The sequence below is a fragment of the Mesorhizobium sp. BR1-1-3 genome (assembly GCF_020165455.1).
Classification (GTDB): Bacteria; Pseudomonadota; Alphaproteobacteria; order Rhizobiales; family Rhizobiaceae; genus Mesorhizobium; species Mesorhizobium ciceri.
Genome location: NZ_JAIUIC010000002.1, coordinates 32,085 through 53,145 on the forward strand (window position 1 = coordinate 32,085; position 21,061 = coordinate 53,145).

The window sequence follows — 21,061 nt, forward strand, 5'->3', positions numbered from 1 at the left end:
GACACGAATTTCACCCCTAGCGCGCCATGGCCTCGCGGATCGGCCACTGCGTCACTCGATGCAATATGGAACAATCCTCGCAGGCGGATGTTGGGCAACCCAACCCCCTGGAGGATTGCCAATGTTCATGCACAACAAGCGCCTGCAATACACCGTCCGCGTTTCGGAGCCTAATCCCCGCCTGGCCTGCATGATCATGGAACAATTCGGTGGCGCCGATGGTGAGCTTGCCGCGGCGATGCGCTATTTCACGCAAGGCCTCGGCGAGGATGATCTTGGCCGTCGCGACATGTTGCTCGACATAGCCACTGAAGAACTCAGCCACCTTGAGGTGGTGGGATCGATCGTCACCATGCTGAACAAGGGGCTCAAGGCACAACTTGCCGAAGGCCAGATGAAAGAAGCGGACCTTTATATGATGATCGGCGCCAGCGGTACGACAGCCAAGGAATCCATCCTGTTTGGCGGTGCTCCCGCGCTGTGCGACTCAGCCGGCGTTCCCTGGACCGCGGCCTATGTCGACTCACGCGGTGAACCTACCGTGGATTTGCGGTCGAACATCGCCGCTGAAGCGCGCGCCAAGATCGTTTACGAACGCCTCATCAACATCACCGATGATCCGGGCATCAAGGACGCGCTCGGCTTCCTGATGACACGCGAGATCGCTCATCAAAAGTCGTTTGAGAAAGCACTCTACGCCATCGAAAACAATTTCCCGTCAGGCAAGCTCCCGGGCATCGAGAGGTACGCCAGCATGTACGTCAACACCTCTCAAGGTGACGGCGATACCAATGGTCCATGGAATTCCGGCGAAGAGTGGGATCGGATCGATGACCTTGAAGAGGTGATGCCCGTCGACGGCGGAGACGGCTTGGCAACCGTCAAAATGGGCGCCAGAGACATGAAGGTGGTGGCCAAGATGGCCGACCGTACTCTTTCTGATCCGGCGTCCGATCCGATCACGGGCGCTGATCTAGGTGCCGGTCCGGGAGCTGGCCGAACCAAGAACGCGGATTTTGGCGGCGCGGCAAGCATTCAGGAGGCCCCGGCCGTGGCCGAGGCTGCTGTCAAACGCGCACGTAAGCGTTAGTTTGGAGCTGACGTCATTGCGGGCAACAATGTTCGGGGTCAGGAAGCTAACGACGAAAGCAGGGCATCCGACTGGCAGCAGCGGACTGGCCGGAGTGCTCGCTATTTGCTGAGTGGGTGAAGCACATATGGCCACCGCCGCACCACGATCAGAGTCGGAACATGCGGGGCAGTCGGAGAAGGTCCGTGCCTACGGTTGCGAGAACCGGTGCATTGTCGCAATCGGAGCCTCGGCGGGGGGCCTCGACGCGCTGAAGAGACTTGTCCGGGATATTTCGCCGGACATTCCGGCGGCCCTCCTCATCGTACAGCACGTCGGTCTCACGAGTTACCTCGGCGACATTCTCGGTCGCGCTGCCAACATGCCCGTAGCGAATGCCGCCAGCGGCACGAAGGTTAAAAACGGGCACATCTTCGTTGCACCGCCCGGAGCTCACCTGCTTTTACATGATGATCACATGCTGCTGCGGCGCGGGCCGCGGGAGAATTTGGCGCGCCCTGCCATCGATCCCCTTTTTCGATCAGCGGCCTGCAGCTTTGGCGGCAGCGTGATTGGTGTCGTGCTCACGGGCAGCCTCTCCGACGGGACCGCCGGCTTGCGCGCCATCAAGATTTGCGGAGGGGTCAGCGTGGTTCAAGATCCCGACGACGCTGCAGTACCCGATATGCCGCTGAGCGCCTTGCAGAATGTGGAAGTCGACCATTGCGTCGCCCTGTCCGAAATGGCTGGCCTGTTGCGCAGGCTTGCGTCCGAACTCGCAGGGCCGACACCAGAAATCCCGCCTGTCATCCGCCTTGAGGCTGCGATTGCTGCTCAGGAGCACAGCACAATGGAACAGACAGAACGCCAGCTTGGCATCCCCTCGACATTTGTCTGCCCCGAATGTCACGGACCGCTTTGGGAGATCGAAGACGGGCCGATTACCCGTTACCGTTGTCACACTGGACATGCATTCGGAGCGGACGTTTTGATGCAGGCCCAGGCGGACGATGCGGAACAGGCCCTTTGGAGCCTTCTAAGAGCGCACCAGCAGCGGGCCGAGTTGGCGAAACGGACGGCGCAACGAGAAGCCGCTCGGGAAAGACATAGCTTGGCCAGCCAAATGGCTACGCGGGCCGCGGAACACGAAGCCGACGCGAAACTTATTGAAGAAATTATCCATCGTCGAAGGCCGTGACAAAACACACGCCCCGACAACCATGAGCTTATTTCGGTCCGGGGCTCACGGTTACCGGGTTGGCGGCGTCACTTGCCGGAGACCATGATCCCACAGAGACAGCAAGGGTGTCGGCAAAGAACGATATTAGGTCACATCAACGTCAGGCGGACGTCGCGCAGGGCATTCAACAGAAATTCCGAACCATCTCCACCCCGCTCCAAAACGCCAACTTCAGCAGAAATGCTGGGAATTGCCAAGCCTCGGCTATCCGGAACAAAATACCCGACAGCAGCTTTGGCCACGAGCTAACGCTCGTGTCGCGGGTTCACCAATTGAAGTATGGCGCCGCCGACGAATGCGGCCTCGGCCGCCTGGAGAAACCCGATGTTTACAGATAAGATTGCTGCAAGAGGTCTGCAATGCTGGTCGAGCAATATGTCGAATCCAGAAAAAGGCGACATGACGTCATTTCTACCTCGACGGCAGAAGCCGCCATTCGGGAGGTGCTCCCGAATTGGCAGATTTCCGGAAGAGCCTTTGATGACATGATAGCAGCCAGCGCCATCGCACACGGTCTCGGCGTGCGGTTTGACAGATCGATCCCAACGGAGAGTCCTGGCTGAGCAAGCCATTTAGGGAGTCACGCGGCCGCGTGGATATCCACGCTTGGTGCCTTTCCGACGCATGCATGCCGCATTTGAAAGTCGGGCTATGCGGAGCAACCATGCGGAGTTTCTTCCTTCACGTTCGGACCCGGGACGGTCAGCTCCTCAAGGATCCAGAGGGGCAGGAGTGCGCAAATTGCAAGTGGTAGAAGACGACGCCATGGCGTCTGCCAGGGAAATCCTGGGCGAAGGACTGTTGGCCCGGGAAGCCAGTCGTCACCGGCGACCTTCGACACTTTCGAGGAGCGCGAAGTCCTGGTCCTGGAGTTCCCCTTCGCGCATGGCGGAAAAGCCCGGTGCTCAGCCACAGTGCCTAATGTGCTTAGGTGTCGGTGCAGCAGAGCCTATGACGGTGATCGTGCCGACCAGCACTGGTCATAAGGAAGGACCCAGACAACCAGACCTGCAAGACCACCTCGCTGCTCGCACGAGCGATGACCAGTCAGCGCCCATGGGGCTGCTACAAGGGCACAAGCATCTTCGTGGTATAACCCAGTGGGTTTTCCCTGCCAGCAGTTCGAACGCTAGCTTGCGAAAGGGTCTTCCGCATTTTCACAAGTGAACGGCCACATCAATGTCAAATGTACCGCAGAATGTGCGTAGGACGCGTTCATCCACGCGTGGCGGGTCAGCATAGCGTTCCATTTCCTGTTGCTCATCGAAGGGCCGGCTGATGACCTTCAGAATCTCCTCGAAAGGCATTCGATGTTTTGTCGGCGCGCTGGCGCGAGCGCATCGCAAGCGATGCAGCCGACACGGCCGCGCTCCGGGCGGGCGATGCACGCCTTCAATCCCGAGGCGATGATCCAGGCGGCGCTGGGCGGGGACTTCACACCCGCCTGGATCCTCGAACAACTGCCGCACCGCACCCTGATCGATGGTACAGATAAGCAATATCAGATAATTGCGGGAAACCGTGTGCAAAAATCGCACACGAAAGTTTCTTTCGTTCCCACGACACTGCAGCCGACAGTCATTCGGACATACTTTTGCCGACGACATTGGCCGCTTTTTCGCCGACGTTCGCTGCGTTATCCGTGGGGCCGCAATGTCGCCGCCAATTCCCCTGGGGTTCCTGGAAGCTTTTCGAACTTTCTGGGTCGCGCGGCAGCCCAAATTGCGGTGCTCATGGACAAAGTAGGATTGATTCGGCTTTCCATGGTTTTGAAGGCATCAACCCCCTGGCACGTCGCGCCCGATAGCGCAACGCCATTACTTCCACCCGCTCGCGCTCGACGCCGCCCGCTCGCCGCTCCGTCTGAAGTAAGTCCTCACCTCTAAACAGCTACGGCATGTCTTCGCTGTTTCGGCCATGCATGTTGGAGCCGTGCATGAAGGACTGGATTTCGTCCAGATCGATCTTGCCATCACCATTCTCGTCGATGTTGATGAAGATCCTGCCGACCCCGCCTTCAACCTCGTTCTGGGACAATGAACCGTCGCCATCCGTGTCCAACAGTCCAAACACCAGTCGCATGCCGGCACCGCGCATCATTTGGTGACCACGGTGTCGAGCCATTCTGTGTCCTCTGCCCCAGTCGCCACGATTTAGCCAATGGTCGCCATGACGGCTAGCTTCATCGGGGCGGTCAGCATCCTTGATGCGGCCGTCCCGGTTCATGTAGCGATCTTCCTCATCGCGGAAACCTTCCTCAGAACCGCGATCCTGCTTCATTCTCTCCCGGACCGCTTGCTCAACCATCTGGCGGATCATTTCGCGTGTTGGTCCGTCCGCTTGTCGGTTGATATCCGGCAACTGCCCGCCGACCGGCTGTTCGGTGGCCGGAGGGGGTGCGGGTGTCGAGGGGGCCGGTGTTCCGCTTGTCTGGGCCAACGCGGGGAAGGTCAGAGCTATGAAAGCGGCCGCGGCCGTCGTGACGTGTGAATGTCTCATGGCGTGCTCCATCTATCGCGCCTGCTTGCTTGGAAGGCCAAACTGGAGCTCGATCTGTTGTTCCCTGAGGGGACTAGGTTCCGGCGAAGGCAAGCTGCTCGTGAGCCCTTGGGCCAAGCCTCGAATGCCTGTGATTAATGAAGCGGCTAGTTCGGCTTCCGCAATGCGTCAAACGATTGCCCCGGCGATCGCCGCGATTGGGCGGTCAAGGGAATTCAGCACCGGGGCCCCAAAGCAGATGATCCCGTCCGCAACCTGCTGGTCGTCGCAGCTGAAGCCATTCGTGCGGATATCGCGCATTTCAGCAATGAGGTCGTCAATAGTTTGCACGCTTTCTGTGTTCGAGGCTCGGGAAGACCATCGGCATAGAGCCGCCGTACTTCGAAATCGCTCATCTGGCTGAGAAAGGCTTTGCCGGTGGCCGTAAAGGCTGCGGGCAAACGCATTCCTGGACGGAACTGGATCAGCGAATGGCTAACGCTCGAATTGCGTGCGGCGAGATAGAAGACCTCTCTCCCTTCGAGCACCGAAAGGATAATTGTTGCCCCCGGGCAACTCCGTCTCGCCAACTCCGTCGCCACGTCGGATTGCTGGGCAAAGGCGTTCGACCATCGCATGACGGGGGCCTAACTGGAAGGTCTGGTCGCCGCGGCGTATCAAGAGCTCCAAGTGTACGCCGAGCGTCGAACATAGCGCATGCGCAGAAGAACGCGCGATTCCAAGCTCGCGAGCCAGATCCGATAGCGTTGGGAAGTTCGTGATCTCGCGACGATGTCCAAGATACGCACCCCACGGTTCAGGGCAGGGGGAAGGGCCGCTTTCGCGCCTCGTTTTGATTGATCTCGGTGTCAGCCATGGCTCCTCCCAAGCGCGTCACGCATAAACCTTGAGGTGACAGGGCCGCAGATAGCGAGCCATCGGGCAAAAATCGAAAGGCCGGAAGGGTTGCTGTACGGTTTTACAAGGCAACGACGCTAGGTCGTTGGAACAAAAACCGCGCTGTCGAGATTGGGTCATTGCACTGTTCCCATTCGGTGCTTTTCCCATGGGAACTGCCCACTGGCCTGACGGCTGGCGGGCTTTTTTGTATCAGCGGAACCTTATTACTCATGCTCAGTTCTTGGCGGCAGCGCCCCGCACGCTGCTGGCCAAGGAAAGGCAACCCTTGGCCGGGCCCGCATCGGTCCTCACCCAAGCGGTGCGGGCCCACTGTCGATGCTGCCGAGCCCGTCTTCACACCCTTGGGCGTATCTTTCGAACAGTTCCACCTTTTCTGGATAAGGAAGGCGGTGTAAACGCTGGCAACCTTCGCACCGATAGTGGGCGGCAACGATGAACCAACGCCCTGGCTTGGTGAACTCGTTTCCACATCCGGGGCATTTGAGTGTCATCTCAACCGAAGATAGTTTCTGGGAGAGCGGCATCAGGTCGCGTAACTCAAACTGCCGACGCCAGAATCAGCGTTATCCCCACCACCGTCGACCTTGTCGGACGTGTGAAGACCTTGAAGCGAGAGGACAAGCTAGGCCACGCGACTTTGCGGGCGATCCGTGAGGCGAAATCGTGATGTTAAATGAAGTAAGCCCGCCGCTGAGCACACAACAACAGCGACGGGCCTTGCTCGCCTACGCTTGGTGGGGATTGATAACCAAGCTGAACTTAACTTGGATCTCAGAAACAGGTTCCAGCGCTACCAAAAGATTTGATCGCAGGTGGCCCGGCACCGGGTCTCTCAATCGGTGGCGGGGCCTTGCTCGGCTGTTTCAAGGAGATTTCCTTACCAATCGCGTCCCGAACTTCCATTTCAGAGACATGTTCCCTGGTCGTGGGACAGACACTTCAGCCTTTACAGGACGGCTTGATTTGGGGGGCCTTGGGCGTCGCTAGTGCTTGAAGCGAAGCTTCTGCAAAGTCCGACCGTAGATGAGCGAACAGCAGAGGCGTCCCTGACTTCCATGCGGACGCAAGCAAGCTCGTCAAGCAAGACACGCCCGCTGGCGCATAAGGTTGGCACGGATCGCACGCGAAAGCTCGATGTCGCTGAGGCGTTGGGAATGGGAAAAGTCAGCCCGATGTAGCACCTTCGTTTATTGATCACCTAATTGCCCACTGCTGCGGGCGTAGGCGGAGATCGATCAGGTCCCCGCAGATCTGACAATGCCCGCTATGCGGATAGCGACGGCATCAAGTCCGCCCTGGCAATCTCGTCAGGACGTGTGCCGCCGCTTCGGCCGTGTGGGCAGTGCACCCGAGAAGGTCGCCACCGCCTAACCTTGCCGGGTATTGGCGACGCCGGCCTATTGGCGACGCAATCCCAAACTCCCCACGATCCCTCGCTCAATATGACAGTTGAATCTGTGCTGGTGATTTTCCATGCAACCTCGAGGGGAGAGATGGTTCTGCTTGGAATGGGAAGCGTGGTGGGCTGGGTGGCGTAAGGCCAAGGTATAGTATGCCAACGACGTTGATCTCCCTGAAGGATGTCGATCTGAAGCGCCGGATTGCGAGATGATCTCTAATGGCAACCGGTTGTGCTCACCAATGATCTAAGTCAGGTCTGGAGACGAGCGGATGTCTCCAAGCAGCCTCACGTAGTCTGCCTCCGGCTGACCGTAGGTGCCATTTGCAGATGCCAGAAGGCCGCTGCGGTCCCGGATACGCACTTCGCCACGTCGGGAATAGATGAACCCGCGTCCTTCCAGCACCTGAAGCCCAACGGTAACTCCCGGACGCCTCGAGCCCAGCATGATGGCTAGAAACTCATGGGTGATCACAACGCGTCCACCGTGGACCCGATCATCACACATTAGAAGCCATCGCGCCAAACGCTCTTCAAGGTTTGCGCGCGCGTTGATCAGCGCCGTATAGCTGGTCTGGATGTGGAGATACTGGACATAGCGCAAGAGTAAGAGGCGCAGCGTCGGGCTGTTCGCGAGTGCCGCCTTGAATGGCTCAGCTCCGATCCTAAAAGCGTTGCCGGGCAGCTGGACAAAACATTCATGCGCGGCATAGTCAGCCCCCGTCACGAGCGCCGCACCAGTCATTCCCTCAAAACCGATGAGCGCAACCTCGGCTTCCTTCCCCGAGGTCCGCGCAACAACAGAACCGATGCCGTCCTCCAGGAAGTACACCGCATTGATCTCCGCAGCGGCTTGCTCCAGATTCATTCTCAAATTGAGGGCACATGGCTCAAGATGTGGTTGCAAAAGCGCTAGGTCATCGGGGTTGAGCCGACGCAGCAATCCGTTTTTATAGGAATCATTCACTGGATTGGTCATGGCTCAATCCCGCCTGGGGCAAGAGCTTTCCAATCTCCTTGCCGTCCGCGCCCGTAAAAACGTGCAGACGATCTTGTGAGGCTACGCCTCTTGGCGCGACAATCATAGGAGAATGCGAATCGATGCACGGCGAGCCCCCGCCACCGTGATTACAAAAGACTTGGAAGAAATGTCAGAGTTGGAAACGTACCGAGCTCGGGTTTGTACTAAACCGACATTCTGACGCCCCGGCCTGCCCGTCTTCATTTTGCCTGACCAGCGGAAGCGGCAACGGCCTAGTCTTGGCTTCTGACAGCAACGATGCGAGGCATGGCCGAGCCTCGCTTCGACTCCCGTGCCCGTCTCGCCATCTTGTACCTTCGTCGCGACCTGACTGCTTCCTCCGCCTGCTCGCGCGACATCTCCCCCGCGCGGCCAAACGGCTTCTTTTCTGGCATTCGATTGTCGTTGGCACGTTGGGTCACTGCCATGTCCGTCTCCGTTCGGAGCCGAACTTCGATTTGCCGGAACTATTCCATGCAGCACCCGCTGGTGCTGAGCGTGTTTTGAGCTGAGGTGAGGCGTTGTGAGGTCAAATTCCGTCGCGCTGCATTTCTAGCCTTGCATTAGAAACGCCATCCAGAATCCGGTGATAAAGCACGTCGAGCAAGTGGAGGTATTCAATCAATCTTGCCGGGCCGACCGGCCTTGGATTCCTCCAAGTCCAACTGGGCGCGACTGGCATGAACCAATGCTGCGATCAAATTTTCGTCGGCTGACTTTTTGCCGGTGTAGAGGCGCACAAGCTCGCGCGCCTGGACCTTCCAATTGGAGTCCGGGCTATCCCGGACGGCTGACGTAAGAGCCCGGGAGAGTATGTCGAAATCCAACAACGAAATACTCGGTCGGCTTCCTTTCACGATCAAATCCATCCTGTTGATCTGCGGCGTTCGCGACACTCGAAAGGTGGACAATGACCAGCATCGGCATCACCCAAAATAGGTCCATTCCTTCACGTGCTCAAGTTTCGGAAGCTCTCGCTGACCGATCATAGGACGCAGCGGCGCAGCGTAAATACCGCAGGGCAGCACCACTGCAATAACAAAGGTTAAGCGGTAGGCACAAAGCCGACTAGCTGCGGTTTTCTTGTCCAGCTTGCCTCTTCGGCAGCCCTGCCGATGACCGAACGCGTCAAAGATAAGCGGAACCTAATCTCCCGGCGTAGCTTGTCTCGATATGAGCGATCATGCCGAGAAACTAGTACCTCGCCCTCCACCAAGGTGGCAGAACCCGAAAGGAATTCTGATCTCGGCCGCTGTCGCTGTGCTTGCGTTCTGTGCTCTTCGCGGCTCGTGGAACTTTAGATGAGCACACGCGGCATCAACTTTCTGCACAAGTGGATTGCTAACGACATCCCAGAGACGGCGCCTCCCGACGCGGTCTCAATCGGTGAACTCACCCACAAGCTCCTGGCCGACGCCAAAGCGGTCGGCATCAAGAGAATAGAGCTGGATGAGGATGTGGATAGCCTTTACCGTATTTTCGTCGAAGCCATCGCTCACTTCGACGCCGGAATTCCAGAGTAGGTCCGCGGAGCTACGGTCTCATTCAAAAAGCGGATGCATTCGCTGGTGGGATTTTTATCAGATGGCGATGCCGTTCGAACAACACCAGCTTGTCTGGGTAGCCGAGACGAATCCTGGCATTGCAGGCCTCGCAACGAAACATGGATATTACCTTGAACCATGATCCTCGCCTTACAATAGGATGGGAGCATTTGGGGCAGTCGAAAACGAGCTCCGCATCTCCCAACTCGTCAGGTATGGGCATTGAAAGTCCTTTGTGGGGAGTTTGATCCATCCGGCAAACTGCGGTCAGGGTAAGCCCCGTGACGGTTGTAGAAGATTGGGTAGTCATAGGTCCATCCCACGCTACAATCCCTTTCAAGGCTAAGGTTCGCCCCCCGTGCGAACCGACGACCGCGGGGAGGGACGTAGCTGTGGCTGCCCACGCAACATCGATCTCCCGAGACAGTTCCTTACCGGAAGCCAAGCTCGGACCAATGCGTTTTGGCGGCGGGACTTAGGTCCGGCCCGTGAACTCCGCCACGTTTGTATCTGGCTTGGTCTTCAGCGAGCTACCCATCCGGTAATGCTGCCCGCAGGTGTCGACGGGGTGGCGGGCTAGTCAGTCTTTTCATGAGCAGCTCGGAACTGCCCCTCCGCGAAGCACCTCGGCGCCTCTTGAGCCGTCGCCTCACCGGCCATAGCGGCCATGCAGGCGCGGACAGCTTGGTTCCACTTAGGGCCACGCTTCGTCCATTTCACCAGATATTCGGAAGCGGCCTCCACGCTGTTGACGTTGTAGGTCATGCCGGGTCGCTCCCCGATGACGGGAACCGGAGGGGTGAACCAGTGGGTTGCCATCATACGACCCTCCCTCGCGACAATCGACGCTTGAGGTCTTCGGCATTCAGTATGCCTACCAGATCTTTCGGCGTATTCCTGATCCAAATATTCCGCCGGCGCCCCCCATGCATCGGCTGGCTGTCCGGTAAACACGTCGAATACCGTCCAGCTCTCGTCCGAGTCTTGCCTTAAGCCGTATCGCAGTTGCACCACGAGGCTAATTTAGGAGATCGGAATGTCTGATGCAAATGTCTGAGCGAGGGGATCGTGTGACTGGGGGGCACGTCAGCCAGGAGCTGCCAGCCCTGCTTGTGAATTGAGAAGGTTTGCGAGGCCCGTGATGATCTGGGGCATAACGAACGGCTTGGTTATCATGAGGCTGTTTGGCACTCCAAGTGACGGCCAGTCCTCCGCACCATCGCCACTTATGTAAATGACTGGCAAACTGGGGTTGACGGTCCGCATGTGACGGGCGACGTCCCAGCCGGTGGGGCCTTCTCCGATCCTTATATCGGTCAGGAGGGCTGCGACACCACCGGGTTACGATCAAAGGTCGCGATGGCATTGTCCCCTTTATAGACGGCAATCACCTCGAACCCGGCTTCACGCAGCGAGTGTTCGATATCCAGGAGGATAAGGCTCTCATCCTCCACGACCAGGACGGCACCTGAGTTCATTCGACGCCAGCTTCGCTCGTTGGTATCCGGGCATGCAACGGTGGCCGGCTGCGAATGTTCCTCGACGCCCCTAACATTGCTAATCGGGCAGCAGCATTTCCTCCTCCTCAGCCGCATCCTCGAAGAGTACACGGAAGTCGTTGGTCGGCATCTTGCCATCCATCGCCGTCAGGCAGGCCTCCGCCGCCAGTCGCCATTTGGGGCCACGGTTGGACCACTTCAGTAGTTCCTCGGCGGCAGTGTCGATACGGCTGATCCCAAGGCGGAATCCCGGTCTGTCGGTCTTGACGTAGACAGGCGGGTTGAACCAACGAAGGGGCATCAGGATTCGCGCACGTCGAACGCAGCGAAAAGCTCCCGTTTCGTGGCACAATCGACGATCATCGCGACCAACTGGCAGTCCGTCTCATGGAGATAAAGGCCGCGCTCGCGCACTGCTGTAATGGTTGCTTTCACGGAAATGATGGCGCCCGGTTGAGGGCCCAAAAGGACTTCTCGAACCAGCTCCTTGGCCGTCGTCTGCGCAGGCCGGACAGGTGTTTGAATGTCCATCCCATCCTCCCAGAGAGACAGAACCTCAATCGTCTATTCTGTGGCGCACTGTCTGAAAAAGACAAGTACCAGAAGCGTACAAAGCGGGTAGTAACGGGCGCGACCTTCTTGGGTCTGTGCGCTGTCATCAGACCATCCATGGGCGCTCATGGTCATCCAAACACAGCGCGGAAGGTCGGCCACCCCGAAGGAAGAATGTGCCTGTTCGGACATACATCGTCCGGAAGATGGTGGGATTACGGTCGCAGGAGCGCGCCGCCAAACTGCGCCCATAAGCGTTCGCACTCTCTCGCCCTTAGGCTCGGCGTCGCCGGTTCGCCGTAGAAGACCATGGCTCGGCGAACGTCGTATCCAGCACCGATGCGTTCGCCACGAATTGAATGGCCATTCCCAAGGTGAGGGGAGCGATTTTGGCACCCGCTTTGGTCGTGAGGTCAACCACACCGAACACTTCCGCACTGGCACGCCTGCCAGCCAAAACGGCCCTCGAGATGGCACTCTTCACGGCGAGGAGCATTTCGGTCAGTCGTCCGCTGAAACGGCTCTACAAACTCTCAAAAGCAAGGTTTGTTCCCGGTCACGCGGCATCTCCCCAAGTGCCGGTGTTCGGCTGCAAAAACCAAACTGGATCACGCGGCCTTTCTCATACCTGTGTAGTTGATATCAATCTGCTCGACCGGAAGGTCAGGCCGCCTAGCCCAGTTCCTCTCAGCGTCAAGCAGTTCATTCGGCCCAGTCAAGCCGTTCATGAACAGCCTGAGCACGTGCGCAGCTATGCGCTCTCCTCTCTCCGAAGCGAGAGGTACGCCGCGCTCGTTGCAGACCGTGTGACAAACGTGGGCCAGCATCTCAACATCGCTCGGCTCCAAAAATCGGCCCGGATACAACATACCATTTCCTTGTTAGACGATTGCGATGGATGTCCCTTACGCAAGGTCAGCGGCAGCCACAATCAACTATGATAGTGACGTCTCGACGCTGGCAAGAAAGCAGGTCGGTCGCGCTCGCTGGCCACGGGCCGTCTGCTCTGGGCAGCCCGGCGGAACATTAGCGCCCGCTGTAAGTTGGGCGCCAACCCCAACAGGTTCTTCATGGCGCAGGTTCCTTCCTCGAACATTTTGATCCGCAAGCTCCAGACCATCTCGGAACTCGCAGAACCAGATATTGCAATTTTGGGAAATGCCCGGATTGAGGAGAAGCAATATCAGGCCAACGCAGACATTCTGCGCGATGGCGACCAGCCGACGCTTTCGTTTGTTGTTCTTGACGGCATGATAGGCTCGACCAAAATGACAGGCGACGGCAAACGCCAAATCACCTCCTTTTTTGTTCCCGGCGACATTCCCGACCTTCATGGACTGCATCTGTCGGTCATGGATTGCACCTTTACGGCTCTAATGCCCTCTCGGGTGGGCTTCATGCGGCACGACGCTCTTCGCTCTATTTGCGACCAGCACCCTTCGATAACCACAGTGTTTTGGCGCTCGACGCTTGTCGATGCGGCGATCTATCGAGAGTGGGTCACCAACGTCGGAAGACGCGACGCCTATACTCGCATGGCTCATATTTTGTGCGAACTTATTGTCCGCCTCCGCGCAGTCGGCCGCATAGAAGATCATGTGGCCCGCCTTCCGATAACGCAGGCTGCGCTTGGTGATGCGCTCGGCCTTTCCAACGTACACGTGAACCGAGTTCTTCAGGATCTTAGACGCGACGGCCTGATATCCACCGTGGGCTCGCATTTTCATGCAACCGACTGGTCAGGGCTCGTTCGCGCCGGGGATTTTGATGGGATGTATCTGCACCAAAGGGCCGCTGACGTGTTGCGCCAATAGAGGTGTTCCATGGCGAGATATTTCTTTGACAGCAGTGTCCGGGACGAGCTCATAAAAGACGATGAGGGGATCGAATGTGATGGGATCGAGGAAGCATGCCGAGAGGGCATGGACGGGCTCAGAGATTTGGCGCTTGAATTCTTCAAGGACCCCGATGGGCAGCAATTGGCGATCTATGTCAGGGAGGAGGCTGGTGAAAGGCTGCTGAGCTTGAGCATCACCCTTCAGGGAAGCTGAGTGGCTTTGAGCTTACCCGGTTTCGCTGTGTAGCCGCGCAGGGGCTCCAGCGTGCGAACCCGCCGTACGCATCGGCGGGGCCTTACGACAGACCGCCGGGACCGTTGTGCCGCAACCAATGAGCCGGTCGGTTTGCGAACGTCAATAGCGCCGAGGAAGGCTAATCGGCGGGTCGCGCGGGACTCATGGTGGTGCGCGGTCTCAGCGCCCAGAAGACCTCGATCACGAGTAGACGCGCGTCTTGCATGGGCCTGGCCTGCGCGAGGCTGTTCTTTGGGCAAGAAAGTGTTAAGACCGGAACATCCGTGCGCGCCCAGGGTTGGATTGCAATCGGGTCGCATCGCGGCTTCCGCAGCCGTTTCGTGTCACCGGCAATGTGGGCGGGACGGGCTGTATTGCTGGCGCGAGGCGCAGGTGCTTGGATCACTGCGGTCTACGTCCGGCATGCTTGGAGCGCTATAATCGAACTTAGAGCGCTATAATCGAACTAGCCGAACGTAATCGGCTTCTGGCTTGCCGTAGGTGCCGTTTGCGCAGGCCGCAAGTCCGCTGCGGTCCCTGATGTGCACTTCGCCACGTCGAGAATAGATGAAACCACGTCCTTCCAGCACTTGCAGCCCAACGGTAACGCCTGGGCGTCTTGCTCCAAGCATGACGGCAAGAAACTCATGGGTGATCGCAAGGCGCTCGCCGTGGACCCGATCGTCACACATTAGGAGCCAGCGCGCCAACCGCTCTTCAAGGTTTGATTTTGCGTTGATCAGGGCCGTATAGCTGGTCTGGATGTGGAAGTAGTGGACATAGCGCAACAGGATACGCCCTCTGGCGCGCGATTGACAGTGAAATGCAACCTGATGCACGGCGGCCCCTCGGCCGCCCAATTACAAATCAGGGGTGTACAAAGTTAAAGGGTTGGAATCGTACAGACTCTGCTCCGTACGAATCTGACTATTTCCTGATCGAGGCAAAAGCGGGCATGATGTGCATCTTGCAAGGATGTCGACATTATCCGGTGGAATAAGGAACCAGCTCTCCCCTTAGGGCTGGATAGCGCCTGCCTTCTCGACTAGCCGCTGTAGCAGCTAGTGGGACTCAGCAATAATGCGGCGCGTTGACGTGATGTTCGGAAAGGATGATGTCAGCCTCAGCGACCGCATGCCGCTGGCGTTGGTGCGCAGCCATAATGAATAGCTAGGGCCGCGTCTTCATCTATCGGGCGGCTCACGCACCAACTCGACCGTGACCTTCACGGTGAATAGGAGCTTGCTGGTGTGATCGCGGACATGGATGGCAACCTCTCTGAAAGTGCCGTCCGGCATCCGGTCTTTGGCCATTTCAAGCAACGCTCTTGCTGCCTCATCTTCAGCGGCTTCCCGGCTCGCAATTTCGGTTCCTTCAGGATCGGGAAAGACTTCGCCATCGTCGGTTAAATCAAAGAAGAAGCGGGCCATGCGACCCTAATTCCGAACCCCCAAAAAGGTTTCCTTGTAGCGCTACTTGCTGGTGATCCAATCCACCAGGCCAGTTTCCATCTGCTCGCACCCGGTGAATTCATGTACCAGGCTCGTGGCCAGATCACGCCATTGATACTCAGGCACACCCGTTTGCCTGACCAACTCTCGGAATGCCGAGCGGAGAATGTCGGCGTCAAAGGCGGAGACGGCGACGCTTGCCACGCCCGGATCTTCCCACCCTCGCGCCATGTCATCGTGGTGACGTTGGCGAAGGCGTTTGAGCAGTTCGCGCGATGTCTCGATTGCGCGCCTTGAACGATCCACGTCTTGGCGAAACTTGGCAGTTCCGATCATGGAATTATGCCGAACAAGATAGCCGGTTGCGATTACGGCTTGTGCAACTTCTAAATGCGTTCGAACCATCGCGGCCTCCCTTCCAGCGAAAGGAATTGTTTACCCTGTTGTCCAGCATAACCCCAACGGATTCGCTGTACGTTTTCAACCAATCGGCTAATCGGCGATTGTCGGCCAATTGCTGGGTTCTAGCTCCGGTGAGCGGCACTTCACCTCAAAGTGCCGTGGCGGCCGGCGCAGAGGTGCGCGAACCCTGGCGCCGACCAACAGAATCTGAGCGGTCATGCCTCGCGCTGGTGGAGTATATCGGCCCTTCGGGAACCACAGGGACGCCAAACACAACGACCCGGAGAAGTCGGTGCGCACAGTCACCATTCATTTACAATATTAGCGCAGGCTGAAAATCGGACATGCAGGGTAGCTCGTACATGGCCCTTAGCCCCGGTGAAGACCCAGCGCCGGCGCTTTTCTGTTTCGCTGCTGGGTAGGCCCTGTCCGCACTCCTGCTAGACTGCGCGACTGCGAGAACAACGCCTCGCGGGTTCCCAATCCTTGCAAACAGTTAGATTCGGGAGCTAAGTGCGGCATAGGCTGGTAGGGCAGGCGACCAGAGCGATCTTTCGAAGAACGAAGTCGTCCTCTCGGACGAATCGGCTGCTTGAACGTACACTTTCCATAGAAAACTCCCTTCTGACCGCCGAGCAGGTTGCCGCTTCGCAAGTACTCTCAGAGAAAAATATTGGAGGGTCTTGTCCCAGCTTGACGCATCAAGGAACTCAAAGGGGGTGGTCTCTAAGGCGACCCTACGCGACATTAGCGGCTGCTATTGCGTTCGCCAATTCTTCTTCGGTAAACGGCTTGCTGAGAATTTTGATGTCGCGAGTCCCCGGGAGTTCGGCGTAGCCCGTTGCTATAATGACGGGTACGTTCGGCCACTGGACTTTGATCGTATTCGATAGCTGCAGGCCCGTCATCTTCGGCATAGCATGATCCGTTATGACGAGGTCGAACGGCTGCTCCTCCAGCAACCTGAGGGCTGCCGCCGCAGAATGCGCCTCCGCGACAGTATGGCCGAGATCCTCGAGCATTGCCGCGGTATTCAAAAGGACCAGCGCATCGTCATCCACTGCCAGAATCCGCAGCGACGCCGTCTCAATGGCTTCCTCGGCAAGAACATCCGGCCCGCGCGCGACTTCCGAGCTCGCGGTGGCCACCGGCAGCCACAGTTCCGCCGTCGTTCCTGCTCCCTTGCGGCTCCTAAGCGTCAGGCGCCCGCCCATTTGTTCTGTCATCCCATGGACCATAGACAGACCGAGACCCGTGCCTTTGCCAACGCCTTTTGTGGTGAAGAACGGTTCTGTCGCCCGAGCTAGTGTTTCTTCGTCCATTCCTTCGCCAGCGTCTGCTACCGAGAGGCAGACGTAGGGGCCCGGGGCCAAGCCAGCCTCTTTGCTTTCGCCGACCTGTTCCATCCGAGTGGAGATGACGATCGTTCCGCCGCCAGGCATCGCGTCCCTGGCATTGACGCACAGATTGAGCAATGCGAGTTCGATTTGACTTTCATCAACCATCACACGATCAAGCGAGAGCGGAAATTTCGTCTCTATGATCGCCCTTGAGCCCAGCGATCGTTCCAAGAGATCCTTCATTCCGTCTATGAGCCCTATCAAATCGACAGGCTTTGGATCGAGTTGCTGCCGCCGGGCAAAGGCCAGCATGCGCTGCGTCAAGGACGCTCCCCGTCGCGCGCCGAGCACCGCGTTGTCGAGAAGACGCAGCAATTGTGGATCGTCGGGAAGCCGTTTGCGGAGCAGCTCAAGACTACCCAGAATCGCCATCAGCAAATTATTGAAATCGTGAGCGACGCCGCCCGTCAGTTTGCCGATCGCATCCATTTTTTGGGAGTGGAAAAGGGCCTCACGTGCCTGATCCAAGGACTCCTGCGCCTTCTTCCGCTCCGTAATGTCGCGTGTGATCTTCGCGAACCCCAGGAGTTCGCCATCCTCGTGCCGAATGGCGTCGATGACCACGTGCGACCAGAACGCAGTGCCGTCTTTGCGTATACGCCAGCCTTCGCGCTCAACTCGCCCTTCACGGGCGGCGATCTCCAGGGCACTTTGCGGACTGCCTCGCTCGCGATCCTCGGGCGTGTAGAATTGAGAAAAGTGCTTGCCGATTATTTCGTCGGCCGAGTAACCTTTGATGCGTTCTGCACCCGAGTTCCAGCTCGTGATTACGCCTTCAGGATCAAGCATGTAGATCGCGTAGTCCGTCACGCCCTGAACCAGACGCTGGAACTGCTCCTGATTTTTCCGGATTTCCTCCTCCGCTTTCTTGCGCTCGGTAAGATCACGGGTGACTTTGGCGAAGCCGGTTAGTTTGCCGCTTGGATCGAGTATAGGATCCACCACAACGTGAGCCCAGAAAGGAGTCCCGTCGCGACGAACCCTCCAGCCCTCGGTCACAAATTTGCCATCGCGGACTGCTGTCTCCAGAGTCCGCGATGGAAGACCAGCTTCGCGATCCTCCTCCGTGTAGAAGCACGAGAAATGCTGACCGATGATCTCGCTGGCGGAATAGCCTTTGAACCGCTCGGCCCCCGCGTTCCAACTCGTCACGGTTCCCGAACGGTCCAACATATAGATCGCATAATCAGTAACGGCCTCGACGAGAACGCGGTAGCGATCCTCATCGGCTTTATCGACGGTTCCTTGAATCATACCCCATCCGTTCATTTGTTAACTCTGTGAAACTGCTGGCGTCTTGGATGGTTCCACAGACGATGGGAAGGCGTGCGCGCTGTGGCACAGGCCGTGACTGCCGTGGCCTGCAACGAGCTACTTGCCTGACGGGGGCGCGGCCATTACAGAAATTGGAATTTCAGATACCGGGCCGGGCCGCCGATCGCTCCACCCAGTTCTACTTCGAACCTGTGATACTGGCGGCTTGCGATTCCTGTTTGGAGACGATGGCGGAATGACCGAGCGAAAGAAGCAGCCCGTTGTAAGTTCCGGCATTGCCGGCTTGGACGAAATTCTTCGCGGTGGATTGCCCGCTTCAAATTTCTACATCGTGCAAGGCGATCCAGGCGCAGGCAAGACGACGGCGGCGTTGCAATTCCTGCGCGCTGGTGTGGCAGCCGGTGAACGCTGCATCTATGTCAGCCTTTCGCAAACCGCCGCCGAACTGCAAGCGATTGCGTCCTCACACGGCTGGACGCTTGATGGCATCCGCGTTGAGGAATTGTCCGCTTCGGAGACCCTGAGCGGAGCGGCCGATCAGACGATTTTCCAGACTGCGGACCTTCGATTGGATGAGACGCGCAAGGCGATTGAACGCGCGATTGAAGAACACAAGCCACACAGGCTTGTTTATGACTCGCTGCTCGAGATCCGGCTGATTACCGGCGACACACCGAGGTTCCGGCGCGAGCTGATTGGTTTCAAGGCCTTCCTGGCCAAGCGGGGCATTGTGGCGGTGTTGCTCGACACCCAGACCAGCGGAGGCGATCACAATGGCGAGGAAATCGAGGGCATTGCCCACGGCGTGATCCGGCTTGATAAATCTCTCGAGGACTACGGCGGCGTGCGGCGGCGTATTGAAGTCAGCAAACTGCGCGGTGTGCCGTTTGCAGACGGTTATCACGATATGGCTATTCGCGAAGGCGAAGGCGTTGTGGTTTTTCCGAGGATTGTGCCCGGGTCGCCTGCCGAAGTGACCAAGCCGCAGCTGATCAAGTCAGGGGTAGACGCTCTCGACGAGATGTTCGGCGGCGGCCAGGAATCGGGAACCATAACGCTCGTGATTGGTCAGTCGGGGACAGGCAAGTCGACGATGTCGTCGCTTTACGCCACTGCCGCGCTTCAGCGGGGCGAAAGCGTGGCCCTGTTCCTGTTTGAGGAGCGGCTGGAGACTTTCTTTCGCCGGTCCGAGGGACTTGGGATGGATCTTCGGCAGTTCTACAGGGATGGCCAACTCGTCATCTACGATTTTAGTCCGAACGAAATCTCGCCCGGAGAGTTCGGCCAGATTGTGCAGCAAGTCGTCAGTCGCAACAATACCCGCGTAGTCGTGATTGACAGCTTCACCGGCTATCTGAATTCTCTTCCCCACCGGGAAAAGGCGGTGCTGGACATCCAGTCTCTCCTGAAACATCTCGCTCGCGCTGACGTGCTAACCATGCTCATTGTCGCCCAGCATGGCTTGCTCGGGCAGAATGTTGGAATCGACGTGGACGTCAGTTTTCTCGGCGACACCGTGCTTCTGCTGCGCATGTCCGAGCATGAAGGCCGCCTTAGGCGCAATATCACGGTCGTCAAGAAACGCCACGGTCCCCACGATCTCGATGTCCGGGAACTTTTCATCGCGAGTTCCGGCGTTTCCGTGGTTGCTTACAATCCTCTGCCCGAGACGTGAGCGACGTCGAGCGAAACGGGCTGGGAACACTGGATTGGGTGCTCATTTTGGCGCCTTACCGCAAGGATGCTGGTTACACCGCCTCCCTGCTGCAGGAACGTGGTTTACGGGCTCGAGCGGCGAGCCCCGAGGACTTAGAGGGATTGCTTGCACTGTCCCCTGGAGTGCTGGTTGTTACCCATGAAGCCTTGAATCCTCAGGCTATCGCAACAGTTGAAAGTTTCCTTCAGTCGCAGCCGAATTGGTCGGAAATTCCAATCGTTGTTTTGTTGGACCGTGGGGCACAGCAGTCACGCATCCAAGCGGCGCTGAGTGCTGCCTGGCCACGTTCACGTCAGATATACTATCAGCGTCCAGTGGCTGCGCTCGAACTGATAAGCGGAATCCAGTCGGCACTCCTCACCAGAATTCGCCAGCGCGACGTGCGTGACTATCTTGAGCGGGAGACGGAACTCCGCCTTGAACTAAATCATCGAGTGAAAAACATCCTGGCGACCGTCATATCCATCTTCGATATGACCAGGCGCGGTGCGATCTCGGCAGAAGGGCTTGCAGAAGACTTCAAAGGGCGATTGAGAGCCTTGTCGGATGTTCATTCTGCAGTTTTTGCTGCCGGTGGCGAGACCGTGGCCTTAACGGATGTCGCAAAATCGGTCCTCGCGCCATACCTTTCCAAGCAACAAACTGCCATCACGATCGACGGACCCGAGGTGCTGCTTTCGCGCGATGCCGGTACAACTCTCGCCCTCTCGCTTCATGAACTAGCAACAAACGCCATTAAATATGGCGGCTTGTCCCGCCCCGAAGGCAGGATACGATTGGAATGGAATATAACGGCGAGTTCGGAACCAGTGCTGACGCTGAGATGGATCGAATCAGGAGGACCGTCGGTAGTTCAACCCTCGCGAGTAGGGTATGGAACACGCTATATGCGCGCCGCATTGACCAGCCTATTTGGAGAGGCTCCAGATCTTGTTTTCGCGTCGGATGGCCTGCGTTTCTCTATTCGCGGCCTACTGTCCCGCCTTGCACCCGATGAACGGCTAGGCTGATCGCGGCAGCG

The 21,061-nt window shown here is 57.9% G+C and carries 20 protein-coding genes and 2 pseudogenes; 9 read left to right on the forward strand and 13 right to left on the reverse strand.

Annotation, left to right across the window (positions count from 1 at the left end; genetic code table 11):
- Positions 1-121 precede the first annotated feature (121 nt).
- The 4 genes from LB559_RS04480 to LB559_RS04495 all read left to right on the forward strand — a co-directional run bounded on the left by LB559_RS04480 (position 122) and on the right by LB559_RS04495 (position 4,195).
- The gene (locus tag LB559_RS04480) at positions 122-1,090 is read left to right on the forward strand and encodes a manganese catalase family protein (RefSeq protein WP_024505775.1); all 969 of its coding nucleotides are present in this window, start codon (positions 122-124) and stop codon (positions 1,088-1,090) included.
- Between the two features lie 127 nt (positions 1,091-1,217).
- The gene (locus LB559_RS04485; protein ID WP_063170815.1) at positions 1,218-2,267 is read left to right on the forward strand and encodes a chemotaxis protein CheB; all 1,050 of its coding nucleotides are present in this window, start codon (positions 1,218-1,220) and stop codon (positions 2,265-2,267) included.
- Between the two features lie 401 nt (positions 2,268-2,668).
- Complete coding sequence (locus LB559_RS04490) at positions 2,669-2,872, forward strand: hypothetical protein (RefSeq protein WP_224673127.1); 204 nt, start codon at positions 2,669-2,671, stop codon at positions 2,870-2,872.
- A gap of 819 nt (positions 2,873-3,691) precedes the next feature.
- Entirely contained in the window at positions 3,692-4,195 is a 504-nt protein-coding gene (locus tag LB559_RS04495) for a hypothetical protein (RefSeq protein WP_224673655.1), read from the forward strand.
- Positions 4,196-4,199: 4 nt separating this feature from the next.
- On the opposite strand, the gene LB559_RS04500 is transcribed toward LB559_RS04495, so the two are convergent.
- The 5 genes and pseudogenes from LB559_RS04500 to LB559_RS04520 all read right to left on the reverse strand — a co-directional run bounded on the left by LB559_RS04500 (position 4,200) and on the right by LB559_RS04520 (position 8,997).
- Positions 4,200-4,808, reverse strand: a complete 609-nt coding sequence (locus LB559_RS04500; RefSeq protein ID WP_224673128.1) for an EF-hand domain-containing protein — start codon at positions 4,806-4,808, stop codon at positions 4,200-4,202.
- 168 nt (positions 4,809-4,976) lie between these two features.
- Positions 4,977-5,171: pseudogene (locus tag LB559_RS04505) on the reverse strand (IclR family transcriptional regulator C-terminal domain-containing protein); the annotation flags it as partial.
- Positions 5,172-5,282: 111 nt separating this feature from the next.
- Positions 5,283-5,660 (reverse strand): helix-turn-helix domain-containing protein, encoded by a 378-nt coding sequence (locus LB559_RS33065; RefSeq protein WP_411970031.1) that lies wholly within the window; start codon positions 5,658-5,660, stop codon positions 5,283-5,285.
- A gap of 1,694 nt (positions 5,661-7,354) precedes the next feature.
- Complete coding sequence (locus LB559_RS04515; protein ID WP_224673129.1) at positions 7,355-8,086, reverse strand: Crp/Fnr family transcriptional regulator; 732 nt, start codon at positions 8,084-8,086, stop codon at positions 7,355-7,357.
- Between the two features lie 659 nt (positions 8,087-8,745).
- Complete coding sequence (locus LB559_RS04520; RefSeq protein WP_024505862.1) at positions 8,746-8,997, reverse strand: hypothetical protein; 252 nt, start codon at positions 8,995-8,997, stop codon at positions 8,746-8,748.
- Between the two features lie 432 nt (positions 8,998-9,429).
- Between LB559_RS04520 and LB559_RS04525 the strand changes: the two genes are divergently transcribed.
- Entirely contained in the window at positions 9,430-9,651 is a 222-nt protein-coding gene (locus LB559_RS04525) for a DUF768 domain-containing protein (protein WP_013525056.1), read from the forward strand.
- 597 nt (positions 9,652-10,248) lie between these two features.
- On the opposite strand, the gene LB559_RS04530 is transcribed toward LB559_RS04525, so the two are convergent.
- From LB559_RS04530 to LB559_RS04545, 4 genes are all read right to left on the reverse strand, one after another.
- A complete protein-coding gene (locus tag LB559_RS04530; protein ID WP_411970026.1) occupies positions 10,249-10,437 on the reverse strand; it encodes a DUF982 domain-containing protein in 189 nt (62 codons plus the stop codon).
- Positions 10,438-10,988: 551 nt separating this feature from the next.
- On the reverse strand, positions 10,989-11,150 hold the full coding sequence (locus LB559_RS04535) for a hypothetical protein (protein WP_224673130.1): 162 nt from the start codon (positions 11,148-11,150) through the stop codon (positions 10,989-10,991).
- Between the two features lie 79 nt (positions 11,151-11,229).
- Entirely contained in the window at positions 11,230-11,472 is a 243-nt protein-coding gene (locus LB559_RS04540) for a DUF982 domain-containing protein (protein ID WP_013525060.1), read from the reverse strand.
- Positions 11,472-11,702, reverse strand: a complete 231-nt coding sequence (locus tag LB559_RS04545; protein ID WP_224673131.1) for a hypothetical protein — start codon at positions 11,700-11,702, stop codon at positions 11,472-11,474. Before LB559_RS04545 ends, LB559_RS04540 begins: the two co-directional genes overlap by 1 nt.
- A 1,091-nt stretch (positions 11,703-12,793) precedes the next feature.
- Between LB559_RS04545 and LB559_RS04550 the strand changes: the two genes are divergently transcribed.
- Together LB559_RS04550 and LB559_RS04555 are read left to right on the forward strand one after the other, a co-directional pair.
- The gene (locus tag LB559_RS04550; RefSeq protein ID WP_224673132.1) at positions 12,794-13,537 is read left to right on the forward strand and encodes a Crp/Fnr family transcriptional regulator; all 744 of its coding nucleotides are present in this window, start codon (positions 12,794-12,796) and stop codon (positions 13,535-13,537) included.
- 9 nt (positions 13,538-13,546) lie between these two features.
- Complete coding sequence (locus LB559_RS04555) at positions 13,547-13,774, forward strand: DUF6894 family protein (protein WP_224673133.1); 228 nt, start codon at positions 13,547-13,549, stop codon at positions 13,772-13,774.
- A 476-nt stretch (positions 13,775-14,250) separates the two neighbouring features.
- Here the strand turns inward: LB559_RS04555 and LB559_RS04560 are convergent.
- The 4 genes and pseudogenes from LB559_RS04560 to LB559_RS04575 form a co-directional block, all read right to left on the reverse strand.
- Positions 14,251-14,586: pseudogene (locus LB559_RS04560) on the reverse strand (Crp/Fnr family transcriptional regulator); the annotation flags it as partial.
- A gap of 393 nt (positions 14,587-14,979) precedes the next feature.
- Entirely contained in the window at positions 14,980-15,225 is a 246-nt protein-coding gene (locus LB559_RS04565; RefSeq protein ID WP_063174025.1) for a DUF6894 family protein, read from the reverse strand.
- Positions 15,226-15,267: 42 nt separating this feature from the next.
- Positions 15,268-15,651, reverse strand: coding sequence for a hypothetical protein (locus LB559_RS04570; RefSeq protein ID WP_224673134.1), 384 nt, complete (start codon positions 15,649-15,651; stop codon positions 15,268-15,270).
- A gap of 734 nt (positions 15,652-16,385) precedes the next feature.
- On the reverse strand, positions 16,386-18,302 hold the full coding sequence (locus LB559_RS04575; protein WP_224673135.1) for a PAS domain-containing sensor histidine kinase: 1,917 nt from the start codon (positions 18,300-18,302) through the stop codon (positions 16,386-16,388).
- A 256-nt stretch (positions 18,303-18,558) separates the two neighbouring features.
- Between LB559_RS04575 and LB559_RS04580 the strand changes: the two genes are divergently transcribed.
- Positions 18,559-19,998 (forward strand): ATPase domain-containing protein, encoded by a 1,440-nt coding sequence (locus LB559_RS04580; RefSeq protein ID WP_024504654.1) that lies wholly within the window; start codon positions 18,559-18,561, stop codon positions 19,996-19,998.
- The gene (locus LB559_RS04585) at positions 19,995-21,050 is read left to right on the forward strand and encodes a sensor histidine kinase (RefSeq protein WP_024504653.1); all 1,056 of its coding nucleotides are present in this window, start codon (positions 19,995-19,997) and stop codon (positions 21,048-21,050) included. Before LB559_RS04580 ends, LB559_RS04585 begins: the two co-directional genes overlap by 4 nt.
- The last annotated feature ends 11 nt before the right edge of the window (positions 21,051-21,061 follow it).

Bases quoted from the DNA above. Each gene is read 5' to 3' on its own strand.
- LB559_RS04580 (WP_024504654.1), top strand. From the start codon at position 18,559: ATGACCGAGCGAAAGAAGCAGCCCGTTGTAAGTTCCGGCATTGCCGGC.
- LB559_RS04500 (WP_224673128.1), bottom strand. From the start codon at position 4,808: ATGAGACATTCACACGTCACGACGGCCGCGGCCGCTTTCATAGCTCTG.
- LB559_RS04555 (WP_224673133.1), top strand. From the start codon at position 13,547: ATGGCGAGATATTTCTTTGACAGCAGTGTCCGGGACGAGCTCATAAAA.
- LB559_RS04540 (WP_013525060.1), bottom strand. From the start codon at position 11,472: ATGCCCCTTCGTTGGTTCAACCCGCCTGTCTACGTCAAGACCGACAGA.
- LB559_RS04575 (WP_224673135.1), bottom strand. From the start codon at position 18,302: ATGATTCAAGGAACCGTCGATAAAGCCGATGAGGATCGCTACCGCGTT.
- LB559_RS04550 (WP_224673132.1), top strand. From the start codon at position 12,794: ATGGCGCAGGTTCCTTCCTCGAACATTTTGATCCGCAAGCTCCAGACC.
- LB559_RS04570 (WP_224673134.1), bottom strand. From the start codon at position 15,651: ATGGTTCGAACGCATTTAGAAGTTGCACAAGCCGTAATCGCAACCGGC.
- LB559_RS04535 (WP_224673130.1), bottom strand. From the start codon at position 11,150: ATGAACTCAGGTGCCGTCCTGGTCGTGGAGGATGAGAGCCTTATCCTC.
- LB559_RS04515 (WP_224673129.1), bottom strand. From the start codon at position 8,086: ATGACCAATCCAGTGAATGATTCCTATAAAAACGGATTGCTGCGTCGG.
- LB559_RS04525 (WP_013525056.1), top strand. From the start codon at position 9,430: ATGAGCACACGCGGCATCAACTTTCTGCACAAGTGGATTGCTAACGAC.
- LB559_RS04520 (WP_024505862.1), bottom strand. From the start codon at position 8,997: ATGGATTTGATCGTGAAAGGAAGCCGACCGAGTATTTCGTTGTTGGAT.
- LB559_RS04495 (WP_224673655.1), top strand. From the start codon at position 3,692: ATGCACGCCTTCAATCCCGAGGCGATGATCCAGGCGGCGCTGGGCGGG.
- LB559_RS04545 (WP_224673131.1), bottom strand. From the start codon at position 11,702: ATGGACATTCAAACACCTGTCCGGCCTGCGCAGACGACGGCCAAGGAG.
- LB559_RS04480 (WP_024505775.1), top strand. From the start codon at position 122: ATGTTCATGCACAACAAGCGCCTGCAATACACCGTCCGCGTTTCGGAG.
- LB559_RS04490 (WP_224673127.1), top strand. From the start codon at position 2,669: ATGCTGGTCGAGCAATATGTCGAATCCAGAAAAAGGCGACATGACGTC.
- LB559_RS04485 (WP_063170815.1), top strand. From the start codon at position 1,218: ATGGCCACCGCCGCACCACGATCAGAGTCGGAACATGCGGGGCAGTCG.
- LB559_RS04565 (WP_063174025.1), bottom strand. From the start codon at position 15,225: ATGGCCCGCTTCTTCTTTGATTTAACCGACGATGGCGAAGTCTTTCCC.
- LB559_RS04530 (WP_411970026.1), bottom strand. From the start codon at position 10,437: ATGACCTACAACGTCAACAGCGTGGAGGCCGCTTCCGAATATCTGGTG.